The sequence below is a fragment of the Streptomyces sp. NPDC096193 genome, from assembly GCF_040302905.1.
GTDB lineage: Bacteria > Actinomycetota > Actinomycetes > Streptomycetales > Streptomycetaceae > Streptomyces.
The window spans coordinates 372,119-389,182 of record NZ_JBEOSJ010000002.1; the positions used below are offsets into that span (position 1 = coordinate 372,119).

The 17,064-nt window shown below is 70.9% G+C and carries 17 protein-coding genes; 9 read left to right on the top strand and 8 right to left on the bottom strand.

What is annotated here, in order from left to right:
- Positions 1 to 13 precede the first annotated feature (13 nt).
- On the bottom strand, positions 14 to 2,707 hold the full coding sequence (locus tag ABTX78_RS04410) for a SpoIIE family protein phosphatase (protein WP_352205307.1): 2,694 nt from the start codon (positions 2,705 to 2,707) through the stop codon (positions 14 to 16).
- 126 nt (positions 2,708 to 2,833) lie between these two features.
- The gene (locus tag ABTX78_RS04415; RefSeq protein WP_352205308.1) at positions 2,834 to 4,465 is read right to left on the bottom strand and encodes an FAD-dependent oxidoreductase; all 1,632 of its coding nucleotides are present in this window, start codon (positions 4,463 to 4,465) and stop codon (positions 2,834 to 2,836) included.
- Positions 4,466 to 4,685: 220 nt separating this feature from the next.
- Between ABTX78_RS04415 and ABTX78_RS04420 the strand changes: the two genes are divergently transcribed.
- The 7 genes from ABTX78_RS04420 to ABTX78_RS04450 all read left to right on the top strand — a co-directional run bounded on the left by ABTX78_RS04420 (position 4,686) and on the right by ABTX78_RS04450 (position 9,958).
- Complete coding sequence (locus ABTX78_RS04420) at positions 4,686 to 5,807, top strand: SchA/CurD-like domain-containing protein (RefSeq protein WP_352205309.1); 1,122 nt, start codon at positions 4,686 to 4,688, stop codon at positions 5,805 to 5,807.
- A 75-nt stretch (positions 5,808 to 5,882) separates the two neighbouring features.
- Positions 5,883 to 6,320, top strand: coding sequence for a cupin domain-containing protein (locus ABTX78_RS04425; protein ID WP_313943431.1), 438 nt, complete (start codon positions 5,883 to 5,885; stop codon positions 6,318 to 6,320).
- Positions 6,317 to 7,585, top strand: a complete 1,269-nt coding sequence (locus ABTX78_RS04430) for a beta-ketoacyl-[acyl-carrier-protein] synthase family protein (RefSeq protein ID WP_352205310.1) — start codon at positions 6,317 to 6,319, stop codon at positions 7,583 to 7,585. The genes ABTX78_RS04425 and ABTX78_RS04430 overlap by 4 nt, the downstream gene beginning before the upstream one ends.
- Positions 7,582 to 8,841 carry a ketosynthase chain-length factor gene (locus tag ABTX78_RS04435; RefSeq protein WP_352205311.1) on the top strand — a complete coding sequence of 420 codons (1,260 nt, stop codon included), beginning with the start codon at positions 7,582 to 7,584 and terminating at the stop codon, positions 8,839 to 8,841. The genes ABTX78_RS04430 and ABTX78_RS04435 overlap by 4 nt, the downstream gene beginning before the upstream one ends.
- A 14-nt stretch (positions 8,842 to 8,855) precedes the next feature.
- Positions 8,856 to 9,113, top strand: a complete 258-nt coding sequence (locus ABTX78_RS04440) for an acyl carrier protein (protein ID WP_352205312.1) — start codon at positions 8,856 to 8,858, stop codon at positions 9,111 to 9,113.
- A 1-nt stretch (position 9,114) separates the two neighbouring features.
- On the top strand, positions 9,115 to 9,594 hold the full coding sequence (locus ABTX78_RS04445) for an SRPBCC family protein (RefSeq protein WP_352205313.1): 480 nt from the start codon (positions 9,115 to 9,117) through the stop codon (positions 9,592 to 9,594).
- Positions 9,595 to 9,616: 22 nt separating this feature from the next.
- Complete coding sequence (locus ABTX78_RS04450; protein WP_352205314.1) at positions 9,617 to 9,958, top strand: TcmI family type II polyketide cyclase; 342 nt, start codon at positions 9,617 to 9,619, stop codon at positions 9,956 to 9,958.
- A gap of 76 nt (positions 9,959 to 10,034) precedes the next feature.
- Here ABTX78_RS04450 and ABTX78_RS04455 read toward each other — a convergent pair whose 3' ends face one another.
- A complete protein-coding gene (locus ABTX78_RS04455) occupies positions 10,035 to 11,096 on the bottom strand; it encodes a methyltransferase (RefSeq protein WP_352205315.1) in 1,062 nt (353 codons plus the stop codon).
- 78 nt (positions 11,097 to 11,174) lie between these two features.
- Entirely contained in the window at positions 11,175 to 12,239 is a 1,065-nt protein-coding gene (locus ABTX78_RS04460) for a right-handed parallel beta-helix repeat-containing protein (protein WP_352205316.1), read from the bottom strand.
- 439 nt (positions 12,240 to 12,678) lie between these two features.
- Between ABTX78_RS04460 and rsgA the strand changes: the two genes are divergently transcribed.
- Positions 12,679 to 13,743, top strand: a complete 1,065-nt coding sequence (rsgA, locus tag ABTX78_RS04465) for a ribosome small subunit-dependent GTPase A (protein ID WP_352205499.1) — start codon at positions 12,679 to 12,681, stop codon at positions 13,741 to 13,743.
- A gap of 119 nt (positions 13,744 to 13,862) precedes the next feature.
- Here rsgA and ABTX78_RS04470 read toward each other — a convergent pair whose 3' ends face one another.
- The 4 genes from ABTX78_RS04470 to ABTX78_RS04485 form a co-directional block, all read right to left on the bottom strand.
- Entirely contained in the window at positions 13,863 to 14,228 is a 366-nt protein-coding gene (locus ABTX78_RS04470) for a PPOX class F420-dependent oxidoreductase (protein ID WP_352205317.1), read from the bottom strand.
- Positions 14,229 to 14,297: 69 nt separating this feature from the next.
- A complete protein-coding gene (locus ABTX78_RS04475; protein ID WP_352205318.1) occupies positions 14,298 to 14,681 on the bottom strand; it encodes a glycoside hydrolase family 95-like protein in 384 nt (127 codons plus the stop codon).
- A gap of 130 nt (positions 14,682 to 14,811) precedes the next feature.
- Positions 14,812 to 15,294: a DUF456 domain-containing protein gene (locus tag ABTX78_RS04480; protein ID WP_352205319.1), complete on the bottom strand. Its 483-nt coding sequence runs from the start codon at positions 15,292 to 15,294 to the stop codon at positions 14,812 to 14,814.
- Between the two features lie 23 nt (positions 15,295 to 15,317).
- Positions 15,318 to 16,316, bottom strand: coding sequence for a helix-turn-helix domain-containing protein (locus ABTX78_RS04485; RefSeq protein ID WP_352205320.1), 999 nt, complete (start codon positions 16,314 to 16,316; stop codon positions 15,318 to 15,320).
- A 184-nt stretch (positions 16,317 to 16,500) separates the two neighbouring features.
- On the opposite strand from ABTX78_RS04485, the gene ABTX78_RS04490 reads away from it, so the two are divergent.
- Positions 16,501 to 16,983, top strand: coding sequence for a hypothetical protein (locus ABTX78_RS04490; RefSeq protein ID WP_352205321.1), 483 nt, complete (start codon positions 16,501 to 16,503; stop codon positions 16,981 to 16,983).
- Positions 16,984 to 17,064 lie beyond the last annotated feature (81 nt).

Below are 17,064 nucleotides of genomic sequence, written 5' to 3' on the forward strand. Positions count from 1 at the left end.
CGCCCAGAGGCCGTCACAGGTCCTCGGACGGCAGCGGCTGCTCCGTCCAGATGACCTTGCCGTCCGGTGTGTACCGGGTGCCCCAGCGGTCGGCGAACTGGGCCACCAGGAACAGCCCGCGGCCCCCCTCGTCGGTGGTTGCGGCCTGGCGCAGATGGGGCGAGGTGCTGCTGTGGTCGGAGACCTCGCAGATCAGGCTGCGGTCCAGGATCAGCCGGACGTGGATCGGCCCGATGGCGTAGCGGATGGCATTGGTGACCAGCTCGCTGAGGATCAGCTCCGTCGTGAACGCCTCCTCCTCCAGACCCCACTCCGCCAGCGTGCGTGCCACAGCCCCCCGGACCTCGCCCACCGCGGCCGGATCCGGCCGTACCTCCCAGTCCGCCACCTTCGCCGGGTCGAGCACGCGGGTACGGCCCACCAGCAGCGCGATGTCGTCCCGCGGGCGCTCCGGGAGCAGGGCCCGGAGCACCGCCTCGCACGTCTCGTCGGGACTGCGGTCCGGATGCCCGGCGACGGTACGGCGCAGCAGGGCCATGCTCTCGTCGATGTCCCGTTCGCGGTCCTCGACCAGACCGTCCGTGTAGAGCACCAGGCTGCTGTTCTCCGGCAGCTGGAGCTCCAGCGTTTCGAAGGGCAGCCCGCCGAGTCCGAGGGGCGGACCCCCGGGGACCTCCGCGAAGTCCGCGTTGCCGTTCGCGTGGAGCACCACCGGCTGGACGTGCCCGGCCCGCGCCATCGTGCAGGTGCCGGTGGACGGGTCGTAGATCGCGTAGAGGCAGGTCGCGCCGGTGACGCCCGCCTCGCCGGCCTCACTGCCGTCGGCGACCTCCTCCTGGTCGATCCGGGCGACCAGTTCGTCCAGATGCCACAGCAGCTCGTCGGGCGGCAGATCGAGCGTGGAGAAGTTGTGCACCGCCGTGCGCAGGCGGCCCATGGTGGCCGCGGCGTGCAGCCCGTGCCCCACGACGTCGCCGACGACGAGCGCCACCCGCGCGCCCGGCAGCGGGATGATGTCGAACCAGTCGCCGCCCACTCCGCCGAGCCCGCCGAGGCCCGCCTGGGCGGGGCGGTAGCGGAAGGCGACGTCCAGGGCGTTCTGCTCCGGCAGCCCGCGGGGGAGCAGACTGCGCTGGAGCGTCACCGCCATCGTGTGCTCGCGCGTGTACCGGCGGGCGTTGTCCACGCTCACCGCCGCCCGCGCGACCAGTTCCTCGGCGAGGGAGAGGTCCTCCTCCTCGAAGGCCTCCGGCCGCTTGGAGCGCCAGAACATCGCCACGCCCAGGATCACCCCGCGCGCCCGCAGCGGCACCGCGATCATGGAATGAAAGCCGGAGTCGACCAGCTTCTGCGCCCGGACGGGCGACTGCTGCTGCCAGCCTCTGAGGGCGGCGAGATCCGGCTCCAGGACGGCTTCGCCCTTGCCGATGCCCGCGCCCATCGGAGTGGTCGGCAGAAAGCGGATGGCCGTGCCCAGCGGGTAGAGCGCCGAGTCCTGCCGCAGCCCCTGGAACGCCACGCGGCGCATCTCCGCGCCGCCGCCGCTCGGCGTCGGCTCCTCGCCACGCAGCACGGCGGCCATCAGGTCGACGGTGGCGAAGTCGGCGAAGCGGCCCACCGCGAACTCCGTCAGCTCCTCACAGGTGCGCACCACGTCCAGCGTGGTGCCGATCTCCGTGCCGGCGTCGTACAGCAGCTTCAGCCGCGCCTGGGCCACGTCCGCCCGCCCGCTGAGCGCCTGGAGTTCGGTGGTGTCGCGGACCGTCGCCACACTGCCGGGCGGCCCGCCGTCCGCGTCGGTCGAGCGCTGGTTCACGGCGAGCAGCCGGTCTCCGACCAGATGCACCTCGTCGCTGGCGATGCGCCCCGAGGTCAGCAGTTCGGCGGTACGGGGGTCCAGGCCCAGCTCGGCGACCGGCCGGCCCTCCACGTCCGCGGGAAGACTCAGCAGCCGCCGTGCCTCGTCGTTGGCGAGCAGCAGCCGCCCGTCGCCGTCGACGATGAGCACGCCCTCGCGTACGGCGTGCAGGACGGCGTCGTGGTGCTCGTACATCCGGGTCATCTCGGTGGGCCCGAGGCCGTGCGTCTGGCGCCGCAGCCGTCTGCTGACCAGGGCCGTGCCACCGGTGGTCAGCAGCAGCACCACGCCCGCGGCGCCCAGCAGCAGCGGGAACTGGTCCTCCACGACACCGCTGACATGGTCGATCGTGATGCCCGCCGACACCATGCCGATGACCGTCCCGTTGGCCCCGCGCACCGGCACCACCGCCTGGACGAGCGGCCCGATCGTCCCGGTGATCTTCTCGGTGACCACCTCGCCGGCCCGTGCCGGGGCCAGGTTGCCGACGAACTGCTTGCCGATCCGGTCGGGGAGCGGATGCGTGTAACGGATGCCCTGCGGGTTGAGGACGACGATGAAGTCGACGCCGGAACGTTTTCGCGCCTCCTCGGCGCGCGGCTGGAGAATAGCGGTGGGGTCAGGACTCTTCAGCGCGGCCTCGATACCGGGCGAGTTCGCGAACGTCTCGGCCACCGCCACCGAACGGTTGCGGGCCTCGCGCTCACTGTCCGACCGGGACTGCAGGACGAGCGCGCCCATGCCTGCTGCGACGAGCAACACCACGATCGCCACCTGCAGGAGAAAGACCTGACCTGCGAGGGTTCTCATCCTCAGAACCGAGCGCCGGCGGCCGTAGCGTGCGGCCATGTCCTATTTCTACACCTCCCGCATACGGTGGGCTATCCGCGCACCGTAGAGCGCAACGGCCGCACGCGCGACGCGTTTGCCCAGATGCGTCGCGCGTGCCGGACCTGCTGTCTGCCCGGGAAGTACTCAGCCCAGGCTCAGAACCTCCGTGAGCACCTTCCGCAGCGTCGCCTCGGGATCGTCCGCCGCCCCCCGCGAACGCCAGGCCACGAAGCCGTCGGGACGGACGAGCACCGCGCCCTCGGGAGTGGTGCCGTGCCTCTCCGCCCAGTCCTCTCCGTCCTCCGGGGAGAGATCGGCGGCGGGCCCGCTGCCGATCGCGTAGGCCTCCAGAGGTACGGACAGTCCCGCCGCGGCCTTGCGGGCGCCTTCGCGCCACGGTGAGTTCTCGGCGCACAGCAGCACGAGCGACTGCTCGTACAGGTCCACCGTCGACACACGGCCGTTCTGTCCGGTGACCCAGATGTGCGGGGCCCGGGTGCCGGGATCCCCCGAGAGCTGCATGCGCTCGGGCACCACGGCCAGCGAGGGGTCGACCCCGACGACCGCGCCCGAGCGGTAGCCGTAGCCCATCGCCACCATCAGCACGCCGCCCTGCCGGCCGCCGCCCGAAGTGGGCGAGGGTGCGTAGCCGGGGTGGCTGTGCTCCGCCGAGCGGGCCGAGGCGCGCTCGCTGGTGACCCGCGCTACCGGCAGCCGCTCCATGCCGTAGGTGTCGAGCAGGCCCGGCCCGGCCCAGCCCTTCAGCACCGCCGCGAGCTTCCAGGCGATGTTGTGGGCGTCCTGGATACCGGTGTTCGAGCCGAACGCGCCGGTCGGGGACATTTCGTGGGCGGAGTCACCGGCGAGGAAGACCCGGCCGTCCGAGTAGCGTTCCGCGACCCGTTCGGCCGCATGCCACGGCGCCTTGCCGGTGATCTCGACATCCAGGTCCTCGGCCCCGACCGCGCGCCGGATGTGGTCGGCGCACCGCTCGTCGGTGAAGTCGTCGAGCGTCTCACCGTCCTCGGGGTGCCACGGCGCGTGGAAGACCCAGCGGTCGACGTTGTTCACCGGCAGCAGGGCCCCGTCCGCTCCGGGCTTGGTCAGGTAGCAGACGATGAAGCGCCGGTCGCCGACGACGTCGGCGAGCTGCCGGGAGTTGAAGGTGACGCTGACGTTGTGGAACAGCTCGCCGTTGCCTGTCTGGCCGATGCCCAGCTGTTCCCGGACGGGACTGCGCGGCCCGTCGGCGGCGACGAGGTAGTCGGCGCGCACGGTCCTGTGCTCGCCGGTCGTACGGTCCTTGACGACGGCGCTGACACCGCCTGCGTCCTGCTCGAACGAGAGCATCTCGTTCGAGTACAGCATCTGCGCCCCGAGCCTTCGCGAATGCTCGGAGAGCACCGGCTCGATGTCGTTCTGGCTGCACAGGCACCAGCCGGCGGGACTGATCCGCGCCAGTCGGCCGCCCGGGTCGATCTCCTTGAACAGCCAGGCGGAGTCATTGCCCGTCAGGGACCCGCCCTGAAGGATTCCGTGGTTGTCGGCGAGGACGGCCGCCGCTTCGCGAATGTCCTGTTCCACTCCGCAGACGCGGAACAGCTCCATCGTGCGGACGTTCATTCCTCGGCCGCGGGGGTGTGTGGATGTGCCCGAGTGCTTCTCGACGAGCAGATGCCCGATGCCATGACGGCTCAGGAACATCGAGGTGGCCAGGCCCACCAGGGACCCGCCGACGATCAGTACCGGCACGCGGTGATCGGCGTTCTCTTCCATGGGAACTAGATGCCCGGCACGACAGGGGTTCCCTCGCCCATTCACCCGCATGGTGCTCAGCTCTCGCGCCGGACGTGCGACCGGACCACGATCGGTTGCGGGAGCGCCCCCGGGCCATGTGGGGCGATCGTTGCGGATCCGCAGGGCTCGACCGTGCGGATTCCACCGACAACTGACGACGGGCCATGTCTGGCACGGTCGCGAAGGAGTGTGAACAAGGATGACAACCTTGTCGGAACGGATATCGCAGTCCGCCTTCGACGGCTCCAGGCTTCGGGTGATTTTGCTGCTGGACCTCCACGACGGGGCGCAGAAGCAGTTCCTCGAGGCGTACGAGCACATGCGGAACCAGGTCGCCTCCGTACCGGGGCACATCAACGACCAGCTCTGCCAGTCGATCGAGAACCCGTCGCAGTGGCTCATCACGAGCGAGTGGGAGAGTGCACCGCCCTTCCTCGCGTGGGTCAACAGCGAGGAGCACGTGGAGACGGTCCAGCCGCTGCACAGCTGCGTACGGGACACGCGTTCGCTGCGCTTCAGTGTGCTGCGGGAGACCGGAGCGCCGTTCACCGAGTCCTTCGCGCCCAGCAAGGGCGGCCTCCAGGCGGCTCCTCGCGTCGGCGACGGAGTGGTCCGGCACGCGCTGACCTTCACGGTCAAGCCGGGCACCGAGGAGAAGGTCGCCAAGATCCTCGCCGGCTACACCTCGCCGTCGGCTCGCGTCGACGACAACACCCGGCTGCGCCGCACCTCGCTCTTCATGCACGGCAACCGTGTCGTCAGGGCGATCGAGGTGCAGGGCGATCTGATGGCCGCACTGCGGCACGTGGCACGGCAGCCCGAGGTGCGGGCCGTCGAGGACGCCATCAACCCGTACCTGGAGCAGGACCGGGACCTCGACGACTCCAACTCCGCGCGGCTCTTCTTCACCCGTGCCGCACTGCCCGCCGTGCACCATGTCGCGGGCGACGGTCTGGACACCGACGAGCTCAACCGGCACGCGCTGTTCTACCAGGCCAAGGAGGGCTGCGGGATGGCCCTGGCCCGGATGCTCGCCAAGCAGGACGAGGCGGCGGCCGACAGCCCCGGGAACCCCATCGCCGGCAGCACGGTCTTCCAGCGCGACGACATCGTCGTCCGCCTGGTGGACGTCGTAGGGCCCCTGGACGGGCACCCCGCCCTGGCACTCGGCGTCGCAGGTGACCGCAAGGCCGCCTGCCTCGCCAAGCTCCTCGCCGACGGCGAGGAGGGCGTGCCGACCACCGACGCGGAGATCTCGCGCTTCCTCGCGCGCTCCGACATGCAGCTCATCACCGACCGGAGCGCGCCGCCCGAGTCCTGACGGCGTCCTGACCCCGCGCCCGGCGAAGCGGCCAGCGGGCCGAACCACCGGGACCCTGCATCTGGAGGAAGCAGCATGACCACGCACAGCCCACGCATCGTGGACCTCAGCGAGACCCAGCCCAACACCCGGCGAGGCGGTGACCTGCGCGCGGTGCTCACGCCGACGGCCGTGGGCGCGACCAGCGGGTTCATGGGCCTGGCGATCGTGCCGCCCGGTGAGTCCATCGCCGAGCACTACCACCCGTACTCGGAGGAGTTCGTGTACGTGGTGAAGGGGCTCCTGGAGGTGGACCTGGACGGCGAGACGCACTCCATGAGTCCCGACCAGGGCCTCATGATCCCGCTGAACGTGCGGCACCGGTTCCGCAACGTCGGCAACGAGGAGGCCCGTATGGTCTTCCACCTCGGCCCGCTCGCGCCGCGCCCCGAACTCGGGCACGTCGACACCGAGCATGTCGAGGAGGCTGCCGAGCAGGGCAGGCCGCCGGAACGGACTGGGGCCGTTTCGTGAACCGGCGGGTGGCGGTCACCGGGGTCGGCATCGTCGCCCCCGGCGGTGTCGGCGCCCCGGCGTTCTGGGACCTGCTCGCGAGCGGTCGCACGGCCACGAGGGGCATCACCCTCTTCAATCCGGAGGGCTTCCGCTCGCGTATCGCCGCCGAGGTCGACTTCGACCCCGCGCGGCACGGTCTCGAAGCCGAGCTGGTGGCGCGCTCGGACCGGTACATCCAGTTCGCGCTGGTGGCCGCCCGGGAAGCCGTACAGGACTCCGGTCTCGACCCCGAGAACGAGGACCCCTGGCGGATCGGGGTGTCGCTCGGCACCGCGGTCGGCGGCACCACGCGCCTCGAGCACGACTACGTCGCCGTCAGCAGTTCGGGCGCGCGCTGGGACGTCGACCACCGCCCGGCGGGGCCGCACCTCGAGCGCGCGTTCTCGCCGAGCACCCTCGCCTCGGCGGTCGCCGAACAGATCGGTGCCCACGGTCCGGTGCAGACCGTCTCGACGGGCTGCACCTCCGGACTCGACGCGATCGGCTACGCGTTCCACGCGATCGAGGAAGGGCGGATGGACGTGTGCATAGCCGGCGCGTCGGACTCGCCCATATCCCCGATCACCGTGGCGTGCTTCGACGCGATCAAGGCGACATCGGCGAACAACGACGACCCGGAGCACGCCTCCCGGCCGTTCGACGCCGACCGTGACGGGTTCGTCATGGGCGAGGGCGGAGCGGTACTCGTCCTCGAGGAGCTGGAACACGCCCGCGCCCGTGGCGCGACCGTGTACTGCGAGATAGGTGGCTACGCGACCTTCGGCAACGCGTACCACATGACCGGACTGACGCCCGAGGGCCTGGAGATGGCCCGCGCCATCGACACCGCCCTCGGCCACGCCCGGATCAACAGCTCCGCCATCGACTACGTCAACGCGCACGGGTCGGGAACCAAGCAGAACGACCGCCACGAGACCGCGGCGGTGAAACGTTCCCTCGGCGACCACGCCTACAAGACGCCCATGAGTTCCATCAAATCCATGGTGGGTCACTCACTGGGTGCCATCGGCGCCATCGAACTCGTCGCGTGCGTCCTGGCGATGGACCGGCAGGTGGTCCCGCCGACGGCCAACTACCAGACCCCCGACCCCGAGTGCGACCTGGACTACGTGCCGCGCACCGCCCGCCCCCGGAAGCTGCGCAGCGTGCTCTCCGTCGGCAGTGGGTTCGGCGGGTTCCAGTCGGCGGTCGTCATGACCCGACCCAGTGGGAGGTCAGGATGAGCACCCGCAGCGACCGGCGCACGGTTGTCACCGGGATCGGTGTCATAGCCCCCAACGGCGTCGGTGCCGATGTGTTCTGGAAGGCGACCCAGGAGGGCATCAGCGTCCTCGACCGGGTCACCCGGGAGGGGTGCGGCGAACTGCCCCTCCGCGTCGCGGGCGAAGTGCGCGGACTGGACCCGGCCACCATGGTCGAGGGGCGTTACCTCGTCCAGACCGACCGGTTCACGCACTTCGCGATGGCGGCCGCCGATCTCGCCCTCGAGGACGCGCGGCTCGGCCGCGCCGACTACGAGGACGAGCCCTACGACGTCGGTGTTGTCACCGCCGCCGGCTCCGGCGGCGGCGAGTTCGGCCAGCGGGAGCTCCAGCGGCTGTGGGGCCAGGGCTCCCGCTACGTCGGGCCGTACCAGTCCATCGCCTGGTTCTACGCGGCGAGCACCGGCCAGATATCCATCCGCGGCGGCTTCAAGGGCCCCTGCGGTGTGGTGGCCAGTGACGAGGCGGGCGGCCTCGACGCCTTCGCGCATGCCGCGGGCGCCGTCGCCCGCGGCACGAACGCGGTGGTCGTCGGCTCCGCCGAGGCCCCGCTCGCGCCCTATTCGGTCGTCTGCCAGCTCGGCTACCAGGACCTGAGCACCAGCGACGACCCGGCCCGGGCCTACCGGCCCTTCACCTCGGACGCCTGCGGCTTCGTCCCCGCCGAGGGCGGGGCGATGCTCGTGGTCGAGGAGGAGTCGGCGGCGCTGCGCCGCGGTGTCCAGCCGCGCGCGTACGTGGCCGGGCACGGGGCCACCTTCACCGGTCCTTCCCGGTGGAAGGAGTCCCGGGAAGGACTGGCCATGTCGATCCGTGGCGCACTCGAGCGGGCCGGCTGCGCCCCGGAGGAGATCGACGTGGTCTTCGCCGACGCGCTCGGTGTGCCCGAGGCCGACCGTGCCGAGGCGCTGGCGATCGCCGACGCCCTGGGCGCGCACGGCCGCCGGGTTCCGGTGACCGCGCCCAAGACCGGCATCGGCCGGGCGTACTGCGGCGGGCCCGTGCTCGACGTGGCCACGGCGGTACTCGCGATGGAGCACGGCGTCGTGCCGCCCACCCCGGGAGTCTTCGACGTGTGCCACGACATCGACGTCGTGACAGGCAAGGCCCGCAGGACGCCGCTGCGTACGGCCCTCGTCCTGAGCCGCGGACTGATGGGCTCGAACGCGGCCCTCGTGGTGCGCGGTGCGGCCGATCGCCCTGGTGACAACTCGTGACAAGGAGAACTGCCATGTCAGACGTACTGACCATCGAAGAGCTCGCCGCCCTGATGAAGAAGGGCGCCGGACTCACCGTGGATCCCGCCGACCTCGCCGGCCGGAGCGAAACCCGCTTCGACGAGTTCGGCCTCGACTCGCTCGGTCTGCTCGGCATCGTCGGCGAGCTGGAGAACCGGCACGGCCGTCCCCTCCCGCCCGACGCCGACCGCTGCAAGACCCCGCGGGAGTTCCTCGACCTCGTCAACACCAACCTCATGAGCGGAGCCTGAAGTGTCCGGACACACCGAGAACGAGATCGTCGTCGCAGCGCCGCTGGATCTCGTCTGGGACATGACCAACGACCTGGAGAACTGGCCGCAGTTGTTCAGCGAGTATGCCTCCGTCGAGGTCATCGAGCGCCGGGGTGACACCACGACGTTCCGGCTGACCATGCACCCGGACGAGAACGGGACGGTCTGGAGCTGGGTCTCGGAGCGCACCCCGAACCGCCAGGCGCGCACGGTGGAGGCCCGCCGCGTCGAGACGGGTCCCTTCGAGCACATGAACATCCACTGGGAGTACTCCGAGGTCGCCGGCGGCACCCGGATGCTCTGGCGGCAGGACTTCGCCATGAAGCCCGAGGCGCCCGTCGACGACGAGTGGATGACCGACAACATCAACCGCAACTCGAAGGTCCAGATGGCACTCATCAAGGACAAGATCGAGCAGCGCGACCGGGAGAGCCGCGGCGCCGCGGTTCCCTCCAACTGATCCGGAAGAAAGGGCACAGCGGATGACCTCACCGCACCGAGCGCTGATCGTGGCGCGTATGGCGCCCGAGTCGGCCACCGACATCGCCGAACTGTTCGCGAAGTCCGACGGCGGCGAACTGCCGCACCTCGTCGGAGTCACCCGGCGCAGTCTGTTCCAGTTCGGCGATGTGTATCTGCATCTGATCGAGTCGGACCGCCCTCCGGGCCCGGCGATCGCGCAGGTGACCGAGCACCCGGAATTCAAGGACATCAGCGACCGGCTGACGGCGTTCGTCAGCCCCTACGACCCGCAGACCTGGCGTGGTCCGAAGGACGCGATGGCCCGTCAGTTCTACCGGTGGGAACGCGACAGCACCGCGTGAGACCGCGACGACGCCCCGGCTCCTCCTGATCGGAGGACCCGGGGCGTCGGCGTGCTGCGGGGGTGGTGGGACCGACTCACCCGGGCACGACGGACTCGAACGCGTGGAGGTAGGCGTTGACCGGACGGACCTCACCGACCACCAGGCCCGCCTGCGTCATCCGGTCCGTCATCGACTTCTGGGTGTGCTTCGCGCCGCCCACGTTCAGCAGCAGAAGCAGGTCCATGGCGGTCGTGAACTTCATCGACGGGGTGTCGTCGACCAGGTTCTCGATCACGACGACCCGCGCTCCGGGCCGCGCCGCCTCGACGACATTCCGCAGGGTGCTGCGGGTGCTCTCGTCGTCCCACTCCAGGATGTTCTTGATGACGTACAGGTCGACGTCGACCGGCATCTCGCGGCGGCAGTCGCCGGCCACGATGGTGACCCGGCCCGCGAGGGGTCCGCCGTCCCGCAGCCGCGGGTCCGCCTTCGCCACGACGCCCGGCAGGTCGAGCAGGGTGCCCTTCACCGTCGGGTGCTTCTCCAGCAGGCTGGCCAGCACATGGCCCTGCCCGCCGCCGATGTCGGCCACCGTCCTGACGCCCTTGAGGTCGAGCAGGTCGGCGACGTCCTGCGCCGACTGGACGCTGGAGGTGGTCATCGCCCGGTTGAACACATGCGCCGACTCACGGGCATCGTCGTGCAGGTACTCGAAGAACCCCTTGCCGTACAGGTCCTGGAAGACGCTCTCGCCGGAGCGCACGGCCTGGTCCAGCCGCGGCCAGGCGTCCCAGGTCCACGGCTCGGTGCACCACAGGGAGATGTAGCGCAGGCTGTTCGGGTCGTCCTCGCGCAGCATCCGGGACATGGGCGTGTGGGCGAAAGTGCCGTCCTCGGTCTCCACGAAGATCCCGTAGCAGGACAGCGCACGCAGCAGCCGGCGCAGCGGCTGCGGCTCGGTGGTCACCTTGGCCGCGAGCGCCTCGGCGGTGGTGGGTGTCTCGCCGAGTGCGTCCGCCACGCCGAGCCGGGCCGCCGCGCGGACGGCCGCGGACACCGCAGCGCCGAAGACGAGTTCGCGCAGGCGCATGGCCGGGGGAGGGGCGGCGACGTCGTCCACGACGGGCTGGACAGGTCTGGGGCTTACGGTGGTCATGCGGCCTCGAATCGTCTGAGGGTCCGCGCTCCGGCGGGCCCGGTGATACGGGGGTTGGGGCTGATGGCGGTCACGGGCTCAGCACATCCCCGCGGGTACGGACGTCTTGCAGCGGTTGCCGCTGAACTTGTTGGTCGCGCCGCCGGCGGCGTTGGCGAGGTCGGCCTTGCCGTTGCCCGTCACCTGGTTGTTCTCGATGACGTTGTCGGTGTTGGCCGCCCCCACGAAGCTCTGGAACAGGACGATGCCGCCGGACAGGGGCGAAGTGCCCACGTTGTCGGTCACCTTGTTGTGCCGGACGACGGTGGCCTCGGAGCCGGTGAGCACGATGCCGGAGCCCTGGAGGAAGGGCAGCCGGGCCGTGGCGGGACAGTGCTTGTTGTTCCTGCTGACGACGTTGCCGCCGATGGTCATCGCGCCGGCCGCCGGCTTCGACTCGTCACCCACAACGAAGATGCCGGCGCAGTTGGCGGTGATGTCATTGCCGAGCACGGACAGGTTCCGGACCCGCCGCACGGTGATGCCGATGCGGTTGTCCGACAGCCTGTTGCCGGCGACGACCGCACCGCCGATGTCCGTCGCGCCGCCCTCCCTGTCGATGGTGTTCGCCAGGAAGATCCCGGCGTCACCGTTGGAGCGGGCGGTGTTCTCGCGGAACACGCCCCGGGTGGAGCGCTCCTGGGCGAGTCCCCAGGTGCCGTTCTTCTCCGCGGTGACCTGCCGGACCGAGAGCCTGTCGGTGCGGGTGGCCCACAGGCCGTTCTTCGCGAAGCCGCTCAGCGTCAGTGAGCGGACGGCGACATTCTTCACGGGCTTGCTGTCCGTGCCCCGTACGCAGATGCCGCTGCCGATCTGCGCACAGGCGTTGGCGGCCCGCGTACCGGCCGCGGCGGGCCGGATGACGGTGGCCGGTCCGGCGCCCCGCAGGGTCAGGCCGGAGGTGGTGACAAGGACGCTCTCACGATAGGTGCCGGGTGCGATGAAAATCGTGTCGCCCGGCTTCGCCGCGTCCACTGCTGCCTGGATCGATTCGCCCGGCTGGACCGCGCGCATGGTCGCTTCGGACGAGGGGGCGGCGGCGCCCAGTCCCGAGACCATGACGACTGCGGTGCATGCGAGGCACCTGATCTGTCGTTTCGTCATGAGCCGAAGCTATGGGCGATCATTCGGGCCCGCCACACGGAGTGAGCGGATGGATACACCCCGTGCGGCGACCGGGTGTTTTCCGCCCCGCGCCGGTACGGCGGAGAAAAACCCGTGGTGCCGGACCGGCGGGCCGGGCTAATGTGACGGCGTTCCCGCGGTGGCCTCCTGTCGCCGCGTCAGGCCGAGCATGATCCGGGAGGTGTGAACGATGGCTGTCATCACGCCGGGCGCTGCCCGCACTCAGATGTGCATCCACTCCACCCCCGTGGTCTCCGGCTGACCCCACCTCACTTCTGCGCGCCTGTGCGCGCGTGCCGGGGCCACCCATGTGAAGGGTCACCCCTTGTCTTTCTCTCCGTCCCACTCTTCTCTTCCGTCGTCCTCTCCTTCTTCTTCGGCGGCGTCCTCCTCGTCGGACGCGCCGTCCTCGCATCCGCTGTCCGCCTACGGCTGGGACGACGGCTGGGAGGCCGAGTTCGCTCCGTACGCCGAGCGGGGTCTGCTGCCCGGCCGCGTCGTACGGGTCGACCGCGGCCAGTGCGACGTCGTCACCGCCGACGGCCCGGTCCGGGCCGACACGGCGTTCGTCACCCCGCACGATCCGCTGCGGGTCGTCTGCACCGGTGACTGGGCGGCCGTCGACCCGGCCGGCGATCCCCGGTTCGTCCGGACGTATCTGCCGCGCCGGACCGCGTTCGTACGCTCCACCTCGTCCAGCCGCTCCGAGGGGCAGATCCTCGCCGCCAACGTCGACCACGCCGTCATCGCGGTCTCGCTCGCCGTCGAGCTCGACCTCGGCCGGATCGAGCGCTTCCTGGCGCTCGCGTGGGAGAGCGGCGCGCAGCCGGTCGTGGTGCTCACCAAGGCCGACCTGGTGCCGGACGCGACCGGGCTCTCGTATCTCGTCCAGGACGTCGAGACGACCGCGCCCGGCGTGCAGGTGCTGACCGTCAGTTCGCTGACCGGCGACGGCATGGACGTGTTCGGTGCCGTCGTCGCCGGCGGCACGAGCGTGCTGCTCGGGGTCTCGGGCGCGGGCAAGTCCACTCTCGCCAACGCGCTCCTCGGCGAGGACGTGATGGACGTGCAGGCCATCCGTGACGTCGACGGCAAGGGCCGGCACACCACCACGACCCGCAACCTCCTCGTCCTGCCCGGTGGCGGTGTCCTGATCGACACGCCGGGGCTGCGGGGTGTCGGACTGTGGGACGCGGAGAGCGGCGTCGGCCAGGTCTTCGCGGAGATCGAGGAGTTCGCGCGGCAGTGCCGCTTCCACGACTGCGCCCACGAGGCGGAGCCGGGCTGCGCGGTGCTCGCCGCCGTCGAGGAAGGCTCACTGCCCGAACGCCGTCTCGACAGCTACCGCAAGCTGCTCCGGGAGAACCGCCGCATCGTCGCCAAGACCGATGCCCGGCTCCGCTCGGAGATCCTGAAGGACTGGAAGCGCAAGGGCGCGGAAGGGCGCGCGGCGATGCAGGCGAAGCGCGGACGTCTGCGCTGACGTCGGCTCGACGGGTCCCGAAGTTCCTCGACGCACGTCGAAGTTCCTCGACGCGCCTCGATGGTCTTCGACGGACCTCGGGCAGGGTGCGGCGCGCGGTCTCCGCGCGCCGCGCCCGGTCAGTCCAGGCCCCAGCTGTGGATCTTCCCCGGATGGATCCGGATCAGCTCCTCGCTGAAGTGCGGGCCCAGGTCGTGCGGCCCGGTGAGCAGTTCGGCCTCGCCCCTGATGTCCACACCGCGCACCTTCCACGGCTTGAGGCTCACGATGTCGTCGACGACGAGCGCGACCTTCGGATTCGCCCGCAGGTTGCGCCACTTCTTGGTGGTCGCCAGGGCGTATCCGCCGACCAGGATCGTGCCGTCCTCCTGCGGGAAGAAGCCGACCGGGTTGGCCTGCGGCTGGCCCTTCGGATCGACAGTCGCCAGCCGCCCCAGCCGCTGGGACGCCAGGTAGGCACGCTCGGCATCACTGAATTCGGTCATGCCGCCAGCCTCACACGCCCGGGCGGCCCACCGCATCGGATCATCTCCCTACGGCTCGCGGCCTACGCCTCACGCCGGCAACCCCCACCGCGGCGCGGGCGCGTTCGGCCGCACCGGCACGATCCGCGGGTCCGGGCGGTCGCCACGGGCCGTGATCAGGGCGGACTCGCCCTTGCGCAGACGGATGCGGATCCCCCCGTCGTCCGCAGGCTCCCAGCGCAGCTGCCGCCCGCGCCCGTCGCGTACCTCGACGAGCCCTTCGATGCCGTGGCGTACGACGCAGGGCGCGCCCACCTCGCTCCGCAGCCGGACCCAGCGCGTCCTGCCGTTCTCGCGGACCGCGCTGAGCAGGCACGCCCCCCGGGTGCGGAAGTCGTGCACGACCAGCTCCCGCCAGGCAGTCGGCAGCGCCGGGCAGATCCGGATCACCCCGCCCCACGACTGACAGACCATGTCGTGCACCGACTGGGACGCCGACAGCGGGTCTCGATGACCGGGACGGGCTCCTTGTCCATCGTGTTGGCCTGGATGAAACGGCTCATCAGCCATCGGATTCCTGTTCACGAGCGGCGACGCCGACTCGTCAGCCCCAGACGACCGCGCTCAGCCAGGCCCCCACCACGAGGAGCGAGGCGAACAGCTCCACCAGCACACTCGTCCCCACGGCCCGCATCACCGCGCGGGTGGAGGCGGCTGCGGGACCGTGCCCGCCGAGCCGCCGGCGCTCACTCACATAGATCCCGCCGATGAATCCCGGGATCGCGCCCACCACCGGCAGCAGAAGGAAACCCAGCAGTGCCCCGGTGCCCGCCCAGGCGCCCAGCTTCGGGGTCACCCCCACCTCGCGGATCCTGCGCGGCGGCAGCTGCCACACCACGACCTGGTCGATGATCAGCACCACCGTCGACGCCACCAGCAGTGTCCAGGCCAGGCCCGTCTGCACATGCATCGACCACCAGAGCATCCCCGCCCACACCAGCCACCGCCCCGGGACACCCGGGACGAGGACCCCGAGCAGACCCAGCACCATGACCAGGCCGACCAGCAGGAGCTGCCACACGCCCATTTGCCAAGCGTGCAGGATCGGGGTCATTCCTGCAGGTCGCGAGCCACCCAGCCCTTCGCGTACGCATGCCAGCCGAGCTGCAGACGGGTCGTCACCCCGGTGAGCTCCATGAGCCCCTTCACCCGCCGCTGGACCGTCCGAAGCCCCAGGTCGAGCTGCTTGGCCACCCGTGCGTCCGTCATTCCCGCGAGCAGCAGCGACAGGATCTCCAGATCCGTCGCGTCGGGGCCCGACGGCACCTCCTCGAAGGATTCGCCCACCGCGCTCATCCCGAGCCGCAGCGGCAGCGCCTCCCGCCACACGGCCTCGAACAGGCCCATGAGCGAGTCCAGCAGGCCGCTGCCGTGGACCACGAGCGCCGCCGGGTCGGCGCCGCGGCCCGTCAGCGGAACCATGGCGAGGGTGCGGTCCGCGACGACCAGCTTGGTCGGCACCCGGTCCACCACGCGTACCTGCTCGTCGCGGCCCAGCGCGGCGGTCAGCTCCGTGACCCCGCCGGGCGTGGACAGCACCTCGCGCTCGATCACCGCGCGGTAGGTCACCCCGCGCCGGGCCGCCTTCTCCTCGGCGTCATTGTCCGCTCCGGCGATCAGGACCGGATTTCCGGTGACGAGGGCGCAGACCTCCTCCGTCGCCCCGAGCTGGAGCTGAACGAAACGGTGCGCGACCGCACTCGCGCCCGTCACCACCTCCACCAGGTCGTGCACGGCCGGCTCGGCGGCCTCGGCGCGGTACTCCTCGGCCAGCAGCGCGGCGGCCAGCTCCGCCTGCTCCAGCTCGTGCCGCTGCTGCGTCAGCAAGGCACCCAGGGCCACTCCCGGAGGCGCCGCCACCCAGCGGCCGGTGCGCGCCGACGACTGCGCCGCCAGCCCGTGCTGTTCGAGCCGCCGCAGCGCCCGCTCCGTCACGGTCTCGGGCAGCGCGAGCCGATGGGCGAGATCGGTGACCTCCGCCGCCCCGAGCGCCACCAACGCGCGATACGCGGACTCCTGCTTCTCGTCGAGACCTATCGCTCCCAGCACCAGAACCCTCCCCGGACGTGCACTTCCTCGCCGCGTTGGCGGAAACCGGCCACGGCGTGTTCCCGCCGCGCACATCATCCCTGCACCACCCGCCGCTCTGCCAATGTGGCGCCATCGCAGCACCGACAGCGCTCCATGCCAGTGCCTTTGGCGTGCACTTGTGCCGAATTCGGATGGGAGAGCGATGCGCCTGATGACGCGTACGGCCCTGGGGGCGGCCGACGAACTGTCCCTCAACACCACCAAGTTCGGGCAGCCGGCCGCGGTCTGGAAGCGCTCGACCGAGGTGCTGACGACCTGGAGGTTCCGCTCCCGGCTGGACGAGAACGTCCACTCCCAGGGTCTCGGGCTCCTCTTCCCGCACCACGGCCTGCCCGAGGACGGGCTCAAGACCCTGCCGGCGAGGGACGGCCGGCGGATCGCCCTGAGCGTCACCGGGCACGCGGGCTGCACGCCCGGCTCCCTGACCGCCGCGAAGCTGTCGTACTCCTACGACCAGGGCGAGACATGGATCCCGGCGCCGACCGCCCGCAAGGTCGGGGCCTGGACCGCCACCGTCCACCATGCGGGTGCGACGGGCCGGCCCGTCACCCTCAGGACCGAACTGACGGACGCGCGGGGCAACTCCGTCACCCAGCTCGTGGTCGACGCATACGCCGTGCGCTGACCACGAACGGGTCCGCCGGGCGTTCTTCCCGTGGGGGGTTGAGGCGCCCGGCGGACCACTTTTCGTCGCCTTGATTTTATG